Origin of the sequence: Streptomyces sp. NPDC006435, assembly GCF_040612315.1 — a bacterium.
In the GTDB taxonomy this organism is placed as follows: domain Bacteria; phylum Actinomycetota; class Actinomycetes; order Streptomycetales; family Streptomycetaceae; genus Streptomyces.
Genome location: NZ_JBEXPY010000001.1, coordinates 1 through 14,682, shown reverse-complemented (window position 1 = coordinate 14,682; position 14,682 = coordinate 1). Strand labels below are relative to the sequence as shown.

General features: G+C 71.7%; 17 protein-coding genes. 8 read left to right on the top strand and 9 right to left on the bottom strand.

The features are described 5' to 3' along the window. Positions 1–51: 51 nt before the first annotated feature. Positions 52–615 (top strand): VOC family protein, encoded by a 564-nt coding sequence (locus tag ABZZ04_RS00085; RefSeq protein WP_356929919.1) that lies wholly within the window; start codon positions 52–54, stop codon positions 613–615. Further along, on the top strand, positions 599–1,435 hold the full coding sequence (locus ABZZ04_RS00080; RefSeq protein ID WP_356929918.1) for a MerR family transcriptional regulator: 837 nt from the start codon (positions 599–601) through the stop codon (positions 1,433–1,435). Before ABZZ04_RS00085 ends, ABZZ04_RS00080 begins: the two co-directional genes overlap by 17 nt. Positions 1,436–1,458: 23 nt before the next feature. On the opposite strand, the gene ABZZ04_RS00075 is transcribed toward ABZZ04_RS00080, so the two are convergent. Both ABZZ04_RS00075 and ABZZ04_RS00070 read right to left on the bottom strand, forming a co-directional pair. After that, positions 1,459–1,944 (bottom strand): SgcJ/EcaC family oxidoreductase, encoded by a 486-nt coding sequence (locus ABZZ04_RS00075; RefSeq protein WP_356929917.1) that lies wholly within the window; start codon positions 1,942–1,944, stop codon positions 1,459–1,461. A gap of 20 nt (positions 1,945–1,964) precedes the next feature. Beyond that, positions 1,965–2,477, bottom strand: coding sequence for a hypothetical protein (locus ABZZ04_RS00070; RefSeq protein WP_356929916.1), 513 nt, complete (start codon positions 2,475–2,477; stop codon positions 1,965–1,967). Between the two features lie 109 nt (positions 2,478–2,586). Between ABZZ04_RS00070 and ABZZ04_RS00065 the strand changes: the two genes are divergently transcribed. Together ABZZ04_RS00065 and ABZZ04_RS00060 are read left to right on the top strand one after the other, a co-directional pair. Continuing rightward, positions 2,587–3,051 (top strand): MarR family transcriptional regulator, encoded by a 465-nt coding sequence (locus ABZZ04_RS00065; RefSeq protein ID WP_356929915.1) that lies wholly within the window; start codon positions 2,587–2,589, stop codon positions 3,049–3,051. Positions 3,052–3,228: 177 nt separating this feature from the next. Further along, positions 3,229–3,807 carry a hypothetical protein gene (locus ABZZ04_RS00060; RefSeq protein ID WP_356929914.1) on the top strand — a complete coding sequence of 193 codons (579 nt, stop codon included), beginning with the start codon at positions 3,229–3,231 and terminating at the stop codon, positions 3,805–3,807. A 52-nt stretch (positions 3,808–3,859) separates the two neighbouring features. Here the strand turns inward: ABZZ04_RS00060 and ABZZ04_RS00055 are convergent, their stop codons facing one another. Both ABZZ04_RS00055 and ABZZ04_RS00050 read right to left on the bottom strand, forming a co-directional pair. Next, positions 3,860–4,768 (bottom strand): alpha/beta hydrolase, encoded by a 909-nt coding sequence (locus ABZZ04_RS00055; RefSeq protein WP_356929913.1) that lies wholly within the window; start codon positions 4,766–4,768, stop codon positions 3,860–3,862. Beyond that, entirely contained in the window at positions 4,765–5,439 is a 675-nt protein-coding gene (locus ABZZ04_RS00050; protein ID WP_356929912.1) for a TetR/AcrR family transcriptional regulator, read from the bottom strand. The genes ABZZ04_RS00055 and ABZZ04_RS00050 overlap by 4 nt, the downstream gene beginning before the upstream one ends. A 46-nt stretch (positions 5,440–5,485) precedes the next feature. On the opposite strand from ABZZ04_RS00050, the gene ABZZ04_RS00045 reads away from it, so the two are divergent. After that, positions 5,486–6,898, top strand: a complete 1,413-nt coding sequence (locus ABZZ04_RS00045; protein WP_356929911.1) for an amidase — start codon at positions 5,486–5,488, stop codon at positions 6,896–6,898. A 49-nt stretch (positions 6,899–6,947) separates the two neighbouring features. Here the strand turns inward: ABZZ04_RS00045 and ABZZ04_RS00040 are convergent, their stop codons facing one another. Further along, the gene (locus ABZZ04_RS00040; RefSeq protein ID WP_356929910.1) at positions 6,948–7,991 is read right to left on the bottom strand and encodes an SGNH/GDSL hydrolase family protein; all 1,044 of its coding nucleotides are present in this window, start codon (positions 7,989–7,991) and stop codon (positions 6,948–6,950) included. 294 nt (positions 7,992–8,285) lie between these two features. Further along, positions 8,286–8,636, bottom strand: a complete 351-nt coding sequence (locus tag ABZZ04_RS00035; RefSeq protein ID WP_356929909.1) for a winged helix-turn-helix transcriptional regulator — start codon at positions 8,634–8,636, stop codon at positions 8,286–8,288. Positions 8,637–8,701: 65 nt separating this feature from the next. Here ABZZ04_RS00035 and ABZZ04_RS00030 point away from each other — a divergent pair, with 65 nt between their 5' ends. After that, entirely contained in the window at positions 8,702–9,607 is a 906-nt protein-coding gene (locus ABZZ04_RS00030; protein ID WP_356929908.1) for an NAD(P)-binding domain-containing protein, read from the top strand. A 14-nt stretch (positions 9,608–9,621) separates the two neighbouring features. Here ABZZ04_RS00030 and ABZZ04_RS00025 read toward each other — a convergent pair whose 3' ends face one another. Then, a complete protein-coding gene (locus tag ABZZ04_RS00025) occupies positions 9,622–10,266 on the bottom strand; it encodes a hypothetical protein (RefSeq protein WP_356929907.1) in 645 nt (214 codons plus the stop codon). A gap of 325 nt (positions 10,267–10,591) precedes the next feature. Here ABZZ04_RS00025 and ABZZ04_RS00020 point away from each other — a divergent pair, with 325 nt between their 5' ends. Further along, entirely contained in the window at positions 10,592–11,224 is a 633-nt protein-coding gene (locus tag ABZZ04_RS00020) for a hypothetical protein (protein WP_356929906.1), read from the top strand. 136 nt (positions 11,225–11,360) lie between these two features. Here the strand turns inward: ABZZ04_RS00020 and ABZZ04_RS00015 are convergent, their stop codons facing one another. Continuing rightward, positions 11,361–11,834, bottom strand: a complete 474-nt coding sequence (locus ABZZ04_RS00015; RefSeq protein ID WP_356929905.1) for a hypothetical protein — start codon at positions 11,832–11,834, stop codon at positions 11,361–11,363. A gap of 375 nt (positions 11,835–12,209) precedes the next feature. On the opposite strand from ABZZ04_RS00015, the gene ABZZ04_RS00010 reads away from it, so the two are divergent. After that, on the top strand, positions 12,210–12,716 hold the full coding sequence (locus ABZZ04_RS00010; protein ID WP_356929904.1) for a DUF6624 domain-containing protein: 507 nt from the start codon (positions 12,210–12,212) through the stop codon (positions 12,714–12,716). A gap of 534 nt (positions 12,717–13,250) precedes the next feature. Here the strand turns inward: ABZZ04_RS00010 and ABZZ04_RS00005 are convergent. Then, positions 13,251–13,934, bottom strand: coding sequence for an alpha/beta hydrolase (locus ABZZ04_RS00005; RefSeq protein ID WP_356929903.1), 684 nt, complete (start codon positions 13,932–13,934; stop codon positions 13,251–13,253). Between the last annotated feature and the right edge of the window lie 748 nt (positions 13,935–14,682).

Sequence of the window (14,682 nt, the reverse complement as noted above, 5' to 3'; positions counted from 1 at the left end):
TTCGGGATCCGGCTTGACCCTCACGTTGCGTGAGGCCGGAGGGTGGTGCCCATGAGCGACTACTACAACGCGTTCGAGATCAGCCCCGTCCCCGACCCCGGCCCGGACGCGGTTCCGCCGGAGCCTTTCCACGGCATCTACGGGATGCCCGCGTTCGCGACGATCCCCACGAACGACCTCGCGGTGTCGGTGGACTTCTGGGTCCGCGGGCTCGGGTTCTTCGAACTGTTCAGCATCCCCGGCACCCTCGTGCATCTGCGCCGGTGGGCGTTCCAGGACGTGCTCCTCGTCGCGGAGGAGAGCGTTCCGGAGCAGGCGCCGGCGATGAGCTTCAGCTTCTCGTACGTGCTCGGCCAGATCGATTCCGTGGTCGCGGACTGCCGGGCGCTGCGCCCGGACTCGGTCGACGGCCCGCGGGACACCCCCTGGAACACGCGTGACGTGACGGTGATCACCCCCGAGAACGCGCGGATCGTCGTCACCGCGGCGAAGCCCTTCGACCCGGCGAGCCAGGAGGCGCGGAACCTTGAGGCCATCGGGATCACTCCGCCGGATCCGGACAGCGACCGGACCGACAACGCCGACAACGCCGACAACAATGAGGGGCATGCCTGACGCAGACGAAGCGGAAGCCGCAGCCGGGGCCGGGGCCGACGGCCTGACCGTGGGCCAGGTCTCGGCGCGCCTGGGTGTGACCGTCCGCGCGCTGCACCACTGGGACGAGATCGGCCTGGCCCGCCCTTCGATGCGCACGGCCGCCGGATACCGGCTCTACACCGCCGGTGATCTGGAACGCCTGCACCGCATCGTGGTCTACCGCGAGGTCGGTCTCGGCCTGGACCGGATCCGGGGCGTCCTGGACGACTCGACCGCCGACGTGCCCGGCGCGCTGCGTGCGCAGCGCGCCCAGGTCGCCGAGCGGATCGAACGCCTCCAGCGGCTCGGTGCCGGACTGGACCGGATGATCGAGGCCCACGAGCGCGGCCTGCTGCTGACCGTCGAGCAGCAGGTCGCGATCTTCGGCCCCCGGTGGGACCCGGACGGGCCCGCCGAGGCCCGCAACCGCTACGGGGACACCACGCAGTGGCGGCAATACGCCGAACTCTCCGCCTCGCGCGGTCCGGAGGAGTGGCAGGCGGTCGCCGAAGCCGTCGCCGGCCTCGACCGCGCCCTCGCGGACGCGATGGACGCCGGGGTCGCCCCCGGCAGCCCGGAGGCGAACCGGCTCGCCGAGCGGCACCGCGAGGTCTTCGCCTCGTACTTCCCCCTCACCAGGCGGATGCAGGTCTGCCTGGGCCGCATGTACGAGGCTGATCCGGGATTCGCCGCCCACTACGACGGCATCCGGACCGGCCTCGCCGCCTGGTTCCGGCAGGTCGTCGACGCCGACGCGCGCGCCCACGGCATCGACCCCGACACCGCGACCTGGGAGTAGGGCGCGGCGAGTGCCCCGTGGGCTCAACCGCCCGCGGGTACGGGTCTGGTGGCGGGCTGGAGCCTGAAGGAGACGGCTTCGAGCAGGCCCTTGCGCCGGGTCTTCTGCACGGCGGCGATCCGCCAGCCCCGCCGGTCGGTGCGGACGAGGGTGTACGTGGCGATCTTGCCGAGCCTGCGGGGCGGCTTCCTGGAGACCTCGCCGCGGGTGACGACGACGGCGGTGTCGGGGCCGTGGGTGCGGATGTCGCGGACGTCCAGGTGGAGTTCGGTGCCCTTGAGGAAGGTGTCGAAGAGGGCCTGGTGCGCCCGCCCGATCTCCTGTCCGCCGCGGTAGACGGTGCCGGTGAACGTGACGTCGGTGGCGTCGTCGGTGAAGCAGTCCCCGTAGGCGGTGCCGTCGCCGCGGTTCCAGGCGGCGCGCGCCCGGTCCAGCAGGGCCCGGACCTCGGTGGTGTCGGTGTCGGTGATGGCGGTGGTCTCGGTGGGGCCGGTGGTCTCGGTGTTCATGGGACGGGGCCTCTCGCTCGTCACTTCTCGGCCCGGGGCCTGGTGTCGGGGTCGAACAGGAAGGAGACGCGCTCCATGACCTTCTGGCGCCGGGTGTTGTGGAAGGCCGCGATGCGCCACGGGCCGTCGTCCTGGCGGACCAGGGTGTAGGTGGCGTCCTCGGTGAACACGGCGCCGTAGGCGTCCGCGTCGCCGCGGCCCCAGGCCGCGGTCATGTCCGCCAGCGTCGAGCACACCTGCCGGTGGGCGCCGGCCGGGGCGTCCGTCGGGGTGACGGCCATGCAGTCGGGGTTGCCGGTGTTGTGCACCGTGGCGGTGCTGCTGAGCCACAGGTACCCGCCGCCGGCGGCCAGGGCGAGGGTCAGGGCGCCGATCCCCAGAACGCGTTTGACCGTACGGCGGCGGGGCCGCCCGGTCGTGGCGGGTTCGGGTCCGGGTCCGGGTCCGGAGTCCGCCGGGGCGGGGCCGAGGCTTGTCGGGATGGACCCGGAGTCCGGTGCGGCGGGTTCGGGGGCGGCGGTCTCGGTGCTCATCTGGATTCCCTCCCGTGGTACCTTCGCGAGCGAAGCTACTTTTCCGAAGAAGCTTCTTCTTTTGAGAAGTCTCTTCGTTGAGGAAGAGATTAGGGAGCGGAGGATCGCCGTGTCAACACCCCACCCGCAGCCGGACGCGAGCCGGGTCTACCGCCGGTATCTGAGCGCGGTCCTGCTGCACGCCCACGCCAGTGCCCGGGCCTGCGGTCTGGGCGCGACGGACCTGTACGCGCTGAACGTCCTGGAGCTGGCCGGTTCGATGACCCCGGGCGAGCTGGGCACGCGCGTCGGCCTGACCACCGGCCCCACCACCCGGCTCGTCGACCGGCTGGAGGAGGCCGGGTACGTGCGCCGCGTCCCCTCGCCCGACGACCGCCGCAAGGTGATCATCGAACCGATCGACCGGCCCGCGGAGCTCGACCGCGTCATGGCCGACGCCCGCCGGCGGATCGGCGAACTGATCGGCGACTACTCCCCCGAGCAGCGCGCCACCCTCTTCGACTACTTCACCCGCGCCGCCGACGCGTACCAGGAAACCGCCGAGGACCTGCGGGCCGGCGGCACGGCCGGCTGAACCGCCGCTGCCGCTGCCGCTGCCGTTGCGGCTGCCGTCGTCGTCGCCGGGGCGGGCGCACCGCGACGCCCGTCCGGTTCGGTCGTCCGGTCGACTGTCCGGTCGGTCGGCCGCCTTCCCCCGCTGCCCGTCCGTGGGCAGGATGGGGAACCGGTGGGCGACGTCGGGGGGAACCGGATGGCCGAGCAGTACCCGAGCCCGGACGCACGGGTCCGGTCGAACCGGTCGTTGATGCTGCTGGCGGGGACCGTGCAGGGCGTGGCGGCGCTCGGGGCGGCGCCCTTCGCGTGGCTGGTCATGGACGTGGGGCGGGTGTGGGTGGTCCTGCTCGCCGCCGTCTGGGCGCCGCTCGGCAGCCTGGTGGCCGTGATGATCTTCCTGCTGGCATTCCGCAGGCTGCCCCCGGTGCACCCGGGGGAACGGACGGCCACCGTCACCGGCACCACCGTCGTCCCCACCACCGAGAACGGCGACGAACTGGTCGCCGTCGAGGTGGACACCGGTATCGAGCGGTTCACCTCCCTGATCGCCGACCGGGTGCACGAGGACCATCTCGCACGGTTCGCGACCGGTACCCGGTGGCAGGTCCTGGAGTTCGTCGGCGACCGCAGCCGGGTCGTCCTGGCCTCGGCCCACGACGACGTGCTGCGCACCGGTTACGACCTCGGCGGGCTGCGGATCGGCGCGGAGTCCGCGGGCGGCACCGGCTACGGCTCGGAGCTGCTCGCCATCGGCTTCCGGGACCGGAAGAACTGACAGGTCGCGGTCCTGAAGAGCCCCGCGGCCCCCGAGCCGCCCCGCGCACCGCTCAGATCAGTTCCCGCAGGAGCGGTTCCGGGTCCGCGAGCAGGAAGAGGTGGCCGCCGTCGGGGACGGTGCGCAGTTCGGCGCCCGGGATCTGTGCGTGGGCCCAACGGGCCACCTCCACCGGGACGTTGCCGTCCGCCTCGCCGTGCAGGAAGAGGGTCGGTACGGAGACCGAGCCCAGCGGGTCCGGCAGCGGGCGGGCGTAGCCGGCGAGGTCGGTGATGGCCGCGTCCACGCCCTGGCGCTGTCCCTCGGTCGTGTCCAGGTCGGACAGCGCCCGGAAGGCGGGGGTGGTCATGATCAGCCGGTCGGAGCGGGGCCAGGCGTCGAGGTTCGGCTCGCTCCTGGTCTTCTTGAAGACGCCCTTCCCCGCAAGCATCTGCCGGGCGAGCGCCGGGGCCCGGACGGCGATCAGGTTCAGCAGCTTGACCAGCGGGATCCGGCGCGCGTACGTCTTGCGGGGAGCCCCGGGAACGGCGGCGCAGGCGAGGATCAGCCTCGTCACCCGCCCGGGGAGCCGCTGGGCCGCCGAGAGCGCGTACCCGCCGCCGCCCGAGATCGCGACGAGCGCGGCCCGCTCCTGGCCGAGGTGGTCGAGCAGGGCCACGAAGTCGTCGTTCCAGCGGTGGAAGCCGCGACCGGGTACGGGGTCGGTCTCGCCGTACCCCGGACGGTCCGGGAAGACCAGGTGCAGGCCCGCGTCCGTCGCCGCCTGTCGCAGGGCGAGGCCCTCGTAGCGGCTGCCGGGGGTCCCGTGGAGCACGATCACGGGCGGGGCGGCGGGGTCGCCGTACGAGCAGTACGCGATACGGCGCCCGCCCGGGGCCGCCACGTGGTGCGTCTCGGGCAGGTCCGTCTCCGTCCCCGCCAGGTTCGTCGGGTCCTTCGGGTCCGCCGGGGAGGGGGTCATCTCTGCTCCTCGTGGGATGCGTGGGATGCGTGGGGCACAGGGGCTGCGGCTGAGGCTGCGGCGGCGATTCCGCCGATGACGAAGTCGAGGCCGAAGGCGAACCGGCGGTCGTAGTCGTGGTGTTCCGCGAACAGCGACGCGGCCCGGCGCTCCGGCGGGAGCTGGTGCAGTTCCAGGTCGCCGCGGCCGAGCCGGATCGCCACGTGGCCGGTGACGAAGTCGTGCAGGGTGCCGTACGCGTACACGGCGGCCTCCTCGTCGAGCCCGGCACTGCGCAGCGCCGCCACGACCCGGTGCGCGGCGTCGTCGGCGCCGGGGCCCACCAGTGAGGCGCGACGGTGCGCTTCGAGGACGACGGGGTGCCGCATGAGCAGGTCGTGCAGCGCGTTCGCGAACAGCCGGACGGTGCCGAGCCAGTCGTCCGGCCATTCCACCGACCGGGTCGCCTCTCCGACGACCCGGGACACCAGCGCGTGCTGGAGCGCGTCGATGCCGCCCGTCGCGCGGTGGATCGCCATGGGGGACACGCCCAGCCGGTCCGCCAGCGCGCGGAAGCTCACGGCGTCGAGCCCCTGGTCGTCGGAGAGTTCGGTCGCCGCGTCCAGGATCGCGTCGAGCGTCACCGCCCGGGGACGGCCGTTCTTCGGGTTGCTTGCCTTTTCGGCCACCATGCCCGCACCATATCGATACGCGTAACGAAACTTCAATGGGGTGCGCATGACGGAGTTGCACGAGCTCACGGCTTTGGAGCTGGCCGCCGCCTACGCGTGCGGCGACACGAGTCCCACCGAAGTCGTGGACCACCTGCTGGCCCGGATCGGGGGCGGCGACCGGGTGGGGGCGTTCACCACCGTGTCGGCCGACCGGGCCCGCGCCGCGGCCGTCGGGGCCGAACGGGTCCTGCGGTCGGCGGACCGTGCCGGTCTGCCGCGCCTGTTCGGCGTCCCCACCGCGGTCAAGGACCTGGAGGCCACCGCGGGCGTACGCACCACGCTGGGTTCCGCGCTGTTCCGCGACTGGGTTCCGGAGCACAACGACGAGATCGTCGACGTCATGGCCGATGCCGGGCTGATCAGCCTGGGCAAGACGACCGTTCCCGAGTTCGGGGCCGCCTGCTACACCGAGCCCGAGGTGGCCGCCCCGGCGCGCAGCCCGTTCGACCTCCGCCGCAGCGCGGCGGGCAGCAGCGGCGGGGCGGCGGCCGCGGTCGGGGCCCGGCTGGTGCCGATCGCACAGGGAAGTGACACCGCCGGTTCGGTGCGCTCGCCCGCGAGCGCCTGCGGTGTGGTCGGGCTCAAGCCCAGCCGCGGACTCGTCACCGCGGGCCCGGCGGGCAACGACGGGATGGGGCTCTCGGTGCGGGGGCCGATCGCCCGCACCGTGCGCGACACCGCGGCGTTCCTCGACGTCCTGGCCGACCGCACCGGGGCCGGTACCGTGCATCCGCCCCGGGTCGACAACTACGAGCGCGCGTGCGACGCACCCGTGCCGCGGCTCCGGATCGCGCTCGCCCAGGGCTCGGTCTCGGGCGCTCCCGTGGATCCCGAGGTCGCCGGGGCCGCGGAGCTCACCGCCCGTACGCTGGCCGGGCTCGGGCACGAGGTGTTCGTCCGGGACCAGGCGCCGGACCCCGAGCTGACCGAGGGTTTCCGGGCGATGTTCACGGCACTGGTCGCGTCGAGGGTCATGGCCCTCGACGCGACGTCCCTGCGGCCGATCGTCCGCCATCTCCGCTCCAGGGCACAGGAGTTGACCTCTGGCGAGCTGGCCGCCTCGATCGGTGTGGTCCAGGCCCGCGCCCGTGCCTGGGCGCTCGGCCACGCCGACGCGGACGTGGTGATCACCCCGACCGTGACGGGCCCGCCGACGTTCGTCGGTCAGCTCCGCAACGACGCGGACCCGGCGGCGGAACTGGCCGCGATGACCGCGTTCACGGGCAACACCGTCCTGGCGAACGCCACCGGCTTCCCGGCCATCAGCCTTCCGTTGGGCTGGAGTTCGCAGGGACTGCCGCTCGGGGTCTCGCTGACGGCCGGCTGGGGGCGCGAGGATCTGCTGCTCGGCGTATCGGCCTCGCTGGAGGAGGCCCTGCCGTGGTCCCACCGCTACGGCGAGCGGACCGGGGGCTGAGCGTCGGGCACCGCACCCCGGCTGCCCGGGGCCGGGGCGGGACGGGCGGTCAGCGTTCGAGGAGGGCGATGCGGATGGCTCGCTCCACGTGGGCGGCGGTGTTGGCGTGTCCTGCGGCGTTGGGGTGGACCAGGGTGACGTGCTTGCGGAGGAGACCGCAGTTCAGCAGCGTGCCGGGGAGCCTGGTGGGCCAGTAGTCCGCGGCGTCGCCGCAGAGCCCCTCGACCCACTTGGTGTCCGCGGGCCGGCAGGCGTCGTGGCCCACGCTGGAGCTGTAGACGTCGACGTAGCGGTCGCCGAAGAAGTTCGAGACCCGCTGGATCGTGCTGTTCAGCTGCTTGAGGACGTCGTCACGGAGCCAGTCGATGTCGGCGTGGGTGATCGGGCCGAGCTCGGTGAGGGACAGGCGGTTGCAGTCGGTGGCCTCGTCCGGCAGGACGGCCGGGTAACCGATCGTGATCACCTTGGCGTCGGGTGCGGACTGGTGCACGTTGGCCAGCATCTCGATGTACTCGTCCTGGACCCGGGCGAGCTTTTCCTGGATGCTCTCCTCGCCCTCGGGGGGATTGGTGTAGTACTCGCGGCAGGACTTGCCGGTCGCGCCCTGTTCGAGGCACTTGAGGAGAATGCCGCCGAAGGGCAGGCTGTTGCCGCCGACGCCGATGGTGACGATGTCGGTCCGGTCGTTCAGCCCGGCCCGCCGGGTCTGCGGGTCCACCGAGGGCCAGCCTTCGGCGGGGGGCTCGACCGGGCTGATCGGGGTCTGCTCGGCGGTGGCGATGTCGGCGATGGTCGCGTTGCCGCAGCTGACGTTGGTCAGGTGGACGGGCTTGCCCGGCGGGAACTCGTCGAGCTCCCGCTCGACGAGGCCGGGGTAGGCGTCGCTGGTGCGGTCGCAGCCGTCCCGCGAAGGATCGCCCAGCGGGGGCAGCGGGTCCCCGACGAAGCCACCGGCGGTGTACGAGTCACCCAGCGCGGCCCACTCGTACTGGTCGGCCGCACCGGCGGTGCCGGAGGGCACGAGCGCGGCCGCGGCCAGCACGAGCCCGACGGCCAGGGCCCGCGCGCGGAGGCGGGGGACAGGGTGTCGCATGGATTCTCCAAGGTCGGCGGAAGACACCCGGGCCGGAACGTGATGCCCGGGAGCAAGGCACTTCGGCCGAGATCATTCAGGCTGTCGGCCCGCCGCTCCGGCGAACCGGGCCGGTCATCCCTGATCGGGCTAAATGGTCAGATCATCCATGCCACCGGATGCCGCCGAGCGGGTGGGCGGACGGGCGGGCCGTCCGTCGGCACACCCACTTTTTTGTGGGTACTTGTCGCCGTGACCACGCCGGGAGAGCCTGGTGGTGACCGGGAACGAGAACGGGAAGGAGGAGGTCCGGGATCAGGACGCGGCGCGCTCGGCGGCGAGCCGGTCCAGACGGCGATGGCCCCAGTCGGACAGCGGAGCCAGCGCCAGTGAGAGTTCGAGACCGGACTCGGTCAGCGAGTAGACGGTCTTCGGCGGCACCACGTCGTACACCTCGCGGTGGACGAGTCCGTCCGACTCCATTTCGCGCAGGGCCTGGGTCAGCACCTTCTCACTGATCTGCGGGACCTTGCGGCGCAGCTCGCCGGGCCGGTGCGGGCCGGCCTCCAGCAGCCACAGCAGCAACGTCTTCCACTTGCCGTCGATGACGGCGACGGCCGCGGCCACCCCGCAGACATCGGGGTCGTCGACCCGGATGCGTGTCATCTCCCCGTTCCTTCCCCGGCTGTTCCGATCCTGCCTTTCCACCTTATGCACAAGGGAGTTCAGTCATGTCTTCTTCCCCCCAGCCCACGTCCGGACGTTCCGCGGCGGCCGTCACGGTGCTCGGGCTCGGCCCGATGGGCCGTGCGCTGGCAGGCGCGTTCGTGGCCGCGGGGGTGCGTACCACCGTGTGGAACCGCACCCCGGGCCGGGACCGCGAGCTGGTCGAGCGGGGGGCGATCGGGGCCGCGAGTGCCGCGGAGGCGGTCGCGGCGAGCCCGCTGACCGTGGTGTGCCTGGTGAACTACGACGCCACGGACTCGGTGCTGCGCCGGGACGCCGTCACGGCCGCGCTCAAGGGGCGCACCCTGGTGAACCTGACCGCCGACACCCCGGAGCGGTCCAGGGACACCGGGCGATGGGCCGGTGAGCACGGCATCCGCTACCTCGACGGCGCCATCATGACGCCGACGCCGACGATCGGAACTTCGGATGCGGTCCTGCTCTTCAGCGGCGACGAGGAGCTCCACCGCGAGCACCGGGAGGTGCTCGACGCCCTGGGCGGCAGCCACACCCACCTCGGCGAGGACATCGGCCGCGCCGCGGCCTACGACATCGCGCTGCTCGACATCTTCTGGACGTCGATGACCGGCTACATGCACGCGCTGGCCCTGGCGGGGGCGGAGGGCGTCTCGCCGCGTGAACTGGCCCCGTTCGCGCAGGGGATCGGCGCGATCCTGCCGGCGATCTTCCAGGGGACGGCCGACGACATCGAGGACGGCACCTACTCGGGCGAGGGCAATCCGCTGACCTCCGCGGTGTCGACGATGGCTCATGTCGTGCACGCCGCCGAGGCCCACGGCATCGACACCGGCGTGATGCGCGCCGCCGAGGGCCTGGCCCGCCGCGCGGTGGCGCTCGGCCACGGCGCGGACGGATTCTCCCGGATCGCGGAGATCCTGGCCCGCCGCTAGACACGTACCGGAAGTCACGAGGCGGCCTCGGGCGCGTGCATGCGGACGGTACTGGCAGAGCGCCTGCGCCAGTACGCGAAGCAGACCGCTGCCAGCAGTGGCCCCCACAGCAGGAGCGGGATGTAGGTGAGGTTGAAGAAGGCGAGTCGCCAGCCGTGCATCGACTCCGAGGGGGAGTCGCCCGGGAGCGGATCGCCCTGGATGGTGAGCCCGAACAGCGAGGTGGCGAAGGCGGTGGTCCACAGGACGGTCAGGATCGTGGCGCCGAGCGCGGCAGGCAGGACGGCGGCCGGGGTCGGCACTCTGCGGCCGCCCAGCAGCGGAATCCAGCGCGGGAAGACCTCTCCCCACGAGGCGATCAGCCCGATGGCGGTGAAGGCCAGCAGTTCGGAGAGGATCGACAGGGCGACGATGTACACCGGACCCGGCAACCACGACGGGAGCTGGCCCCTCCCGTGCGGGCCGTCGTCGCCGATGTGGAAGACGACGGTCATGATCCGCCACAGGCCGGAGGGAAGCACGGCGAAGGGGATGGCGTAGGCGGCGATCCGGGCCCACCGGGGGACCCCGGGCACCGGGGCGTGCGCGTTCCTCCACGCAGCGCGCAGCCGTCCGGGCGCGGTGGGCGCGGTGGACGCGGTGGCAGGGTGGGCAGTCATGCGTGCTCCTCGGACCGTTGGATGCCGCTCGCTTGAGCTGCCTCAACGATCACAGCCGCCCCTGCCCGATGCGTCACCCACCGGATCGGACCCCGCTCCGCTCCATGGGGGAGAGCGTCACCGGTCCGGTGGACCCTGGGGATGAGGATGGGCGTGCGGGGAGGGCGCGTTCTCCTTCGGGGCAGCCCTTGCCGATCGGAAACCCATGGGGCTCTCGTCCTGTCCGGGCACGGCTCATAAAGCCTGGACTCGCGGCGGGAAGCCATGAGTCCATGGGATTCGCGCGGGCCGGATCGGCTTGTCGGGGAAGCGGAGGAGGTTGTCCATGTCCAGGCGTCGCATACGGGTTCCGAGCGGCCGGCTGTGCGCGGGCGTCGGGGTCGGGGTCGCTGTGGGGCTGCTGACGCTGTGGCTGCTCATGCTCCTCGGGCGCGCCCTCTGCACCAGGAACGGCGGGTGGGGGTTCCTCCTGGTCGCGGGGGCCGGCATCGTCGTGGGCTGTGCCGTCGCGTTCGCGCGCAGGGGAGCAGGGATCGGGGCCTCGTGGGGACTGCTGGCCGCGATCGCGGCCATGTTCTTCTGCGCGACGCACATGGAGTACCTCGCCTCCAACACCCTGCACGACCGGGGCCGGGAGGTCTACGGCCTCATACAGAAGGAGACCGGCTACACCATGCCCAACCCGAGCGACGGCAGCCCCGGCGTGTACACCTACGCCGTCTCCTCCCCGGGAATCCCCCGGCAGCTCGACCTGTCCGTCACAGCAAGGGAGTTGGAGGTCGGCAAGGAGTACCTGATGACCATCGACCCGCAGAGCGAAGTGCGCCCTGCCCTCGGCCCGAGGCCCGGCACGGACGTCGCCGATCTCGTCTGGCAGATCATCTGCGCGGTCTTCGTCGTGTTCTTCTGGCTCGCCGCCGCCGTCGTGGGCTTCGAACCGGACGAATTCGTCTGGTGACGCGCATGGGCACGGGCGGCGAACCGTGGACGGTCGCCCTGGCCGGTCACCCCCTCACCTGGTCACCAGGTCGTCCCGGCGAGGGGGCGGCCCGCACGTCCGCTACGTCCTGGACGAGAACCCCATGAGCTTCTGATCAATGGGCCTCGGGGTCGGCGGAAGTCCTTTTGTAGCGACATTCGTAGGGGTAGGGATCCCCTCCGCCCGCGTGAACGGTCCCGTCCATCCGCAGTTCTCCATGCTCCAAAAAGAAGTGCAGGATCTGGATGTCGTTGTGGTTTTTGAAATTGAGTACCAGGTAGGGCGGCAGCCCGGGGTCCTTGTTGACCCCGTGCCATTCCCCGTCGGACGAACGGCGCGTCACCTTCGAGTCCGGCACGGGGCCGTCCCACTCGACCGGGAAGTCCTTGCCGGAAAACGTGTAGTCGTCACGCAGCCGGAGCATCGGCGATCCGCATTTCCGCTCCCCGTCCCATCGGCCGACCAATTGGGAATGGGTAACGGACTTCGGGGTGGCGACGGGTTTTTCCGCCTCGCAGGAGGACGGGGCGAGTGCCGTCACGGTGGCAGCCGCGAGACCTGCGCCGATGCGGAATATGTCGGATCTCACGCTACCTGCTTCCGGCCGTGTTCTGGGCGGCGCCCAGTATGCCGGTCGTCGGCCGCCGCCCCGTGACGGGGACCGCGGGAGATCACTCGGCGAGCGGCTGCTTCACGGCCAGGTCCTCGCTGCCGGTCCAGTACGTGACCTTGGGGTCGTTGTCGATGTTCACGAAACCCGCTCCGCCGGGCAGACCTGGGGAATGACACCCCGGAGCCCATGAGCGGCGCCGGAAACGGGGCGCTTCGGCTTTGGGGGTAGATCCATTATCCCCACGCGGGAAGGCGCCTGTCACCGTTCTCCGGAATGATCTTTACGTCCCATTTGTGCTCCTAGGCTTGCGGACGACGGAACCGAATCCCCGATCAGACCTGGGAGTTGAAAGTGGCGTACGACGTTGCCGCACTGGCCGCGGAGCTGACGGACATGGCCGCGGCCGATCACCGGACCGCGGTCTGCGCGAACAGCGACGACCCCGCCGAGCAGCTGGCCTGGCGGCGGCTGACCGCCCGGCACGGTGACCGGCTGGGCGAGATCATGGACGAGCACGGCTGGCCGACGGCGGAAACGGTCGGTGAGGAGGCCGCGAGCGCGGCGTGGCTGATCGCCCAGCACGCCGACCGGCAGCTCGACATCCAGCGGCGCGCCCTCCACCTGATGCGGCAGGCGGTGTCGGCGGGCGCGGCCGGTCCGCGCGAGCTGGCCTTCCTGCGCGACCGCACACTGGTCAACGAGGGCCGGAAGCAGATCTTCGGCACCCAGATCGCCGGTGTGAAGGACGGGGCACCCGTCCCGTGGCCCTGCGAGGAGCCCGAGCGCATGGACGAACTCCGTGCGGAGGTCGGCATCGAACCCTTCGACGAGTACGTCGCCAAGTTCGCGATGAACTGACCACTGGCGTCGCCCGGCCGTGTCCGGCGGATCACGGCCCGGGACTCACCGGCCACAGGCGTCGACCCGCCGGACGGGGCCGGGGCGTGCGCCCAGGCGGTGCGGAGGACGGGGCGCTCCGCCGTCCGGGCGGAGGGATCAGGCGTCGGCGCAGAGGCTTCCCCCATCGGCTGCGTACGAATGAACGCGTGGGCGACCTGTGGCTGCGCAGAGTCGCAGCGGCTGATGACGATCCAACTTCGTTCCACACGGGGGAACTTCATGTGGCACCTGTAGTCACGCCTTCTCGCAGCAGCGGCTTCGGCCGTCCTCGCCGTCGGCGGGCTCTCCGCGTGCTCGGCCCTAGACCGGAAGACGTTCGAGGACGACCCGTCGGGCAGGTACCGCCTGGATCTGTCGATGACGAACGGTGACTTGACGGTGGAGTCGGCGGGCCGGTGACCTTCCTCGGAGCGGCCGCATGGGTCCACCGGTTCCCGCCCGGTGGCCGGGCCTGTCCGGCAGCGGCCTGACGACCCGGCCTCCGTCACAGCACTACGAGTTCGCGGCCTCCGCCAGGACACGGGCGAGCTCGCGGGGGCGGGTGGCCATCGGCCAGTGGCCCGAGTCGAGGTCCACGTACTCGAGGTGGGTGGCGCGGGCGAGGTCGGGGCTCTCGCCGGTGGCGATCCACTCCTTGGCCTGGGCGGGGGTGAACTCGGGGCAGATGAGCACGACGGGGACGTCGAAGCGGCGCTCGTCGGTCAGGCGCACGACTCCCCGGGCGACCCCCTCGGGGACGGGGACGGCAGCGGACGCGAGGCGGTGCCGGGTCTCCTGGTCCAGGTCGGCGGAGTCCGCTCCCTCGAAGGGGCCCCAGCCCGGGAAGGGCATGGTGCCGCCCTCAATCGCGAAGTGATCGGCGTAAGCCCGCCCGTCGGGGGCGGGGAAGCCGCCGATCAGCGCGACCTTGGCCACCTTCTCCGGTCGCGCGTCGGCGGCCAGCCAGGCCAGGCTCGACGCGGCGGAGTGCCCCACCACCAGAGGCTTACCCGGCGCCGCGTCAACGGCGGCGAGTACTGCCGCCAGTTGGTCGTCGAGCGTCGCGGAGGCGGTGCCGTCGCCCTGGCCGGGGAGGGTGAGCGGCACGGGACGGTGGCCCAGCGCAGTGAGTTCGGGCACGACCTCGTCCCATGCGGATCCGTCGAACCACAGGCCGGCGATGAGCAGGATGTCCACGGATGTTCTCCCGGAGAAGAGTCGGATCTGGCCGCCGGCACGCTATCGGGAGGCTCTGACAACGGGCTCGGGCCACCCCGGCCCGGCGAACCTTCCCGGTCGCAGCGCTACTGGGCCCTGTCGGGTCGGTCGGGCGACTGGTCGGGGTCCGGGCTGTTGCAAGTCGCAGGAAACGGGCGTTCGTCGGCTGTGACGATCCGGTTGACGAGGGAGCGGATGCCGATCGGGTCCCAGCCGTCCTGCGGATCGCAGCGGCCGGGGCTTGAGCTTCGGGTGTCGGGGGCCGAGCGCCGGGGAGGGGGTGTTCACTCGTTCGGGGGTGTGGGGAGGGGCTCGGGGCCGGGGCTTGAGCTTCGGGATTCGAGGGGCGGGATTCGAGAGTCGGGGTTCGAGCTGTGTAGTTCAAGCGGTTGGTTTGTCGGGGGGTTTGGGAAACCCCCCTCCCCTCCCCGACCCGTAACGGCCAGCAAGTATGACTAATTGTGACCGAGTTGCGGCGGAGAGTCGTGGCTGTCTACGGTGCCGAACGTAATGACCCCGGACGCGGTGTTAGCAGCACCGGCCGGGGTCTGACCTCAAGATCGAGAAAGAGTCGATCCAGTGGCTGCTTCAGACCTTAGCTCTGCCCTGCGTGTGCCCGCATCCTCGCGCGTCCATCCGAAGGCCCGACCGGGTTACGGGAAGCGTTCCGTGCCGGAGCAACGTCCGCCGCTCGAAGGTGATTTCGCATTCCTGCCCGAGCGGGAAC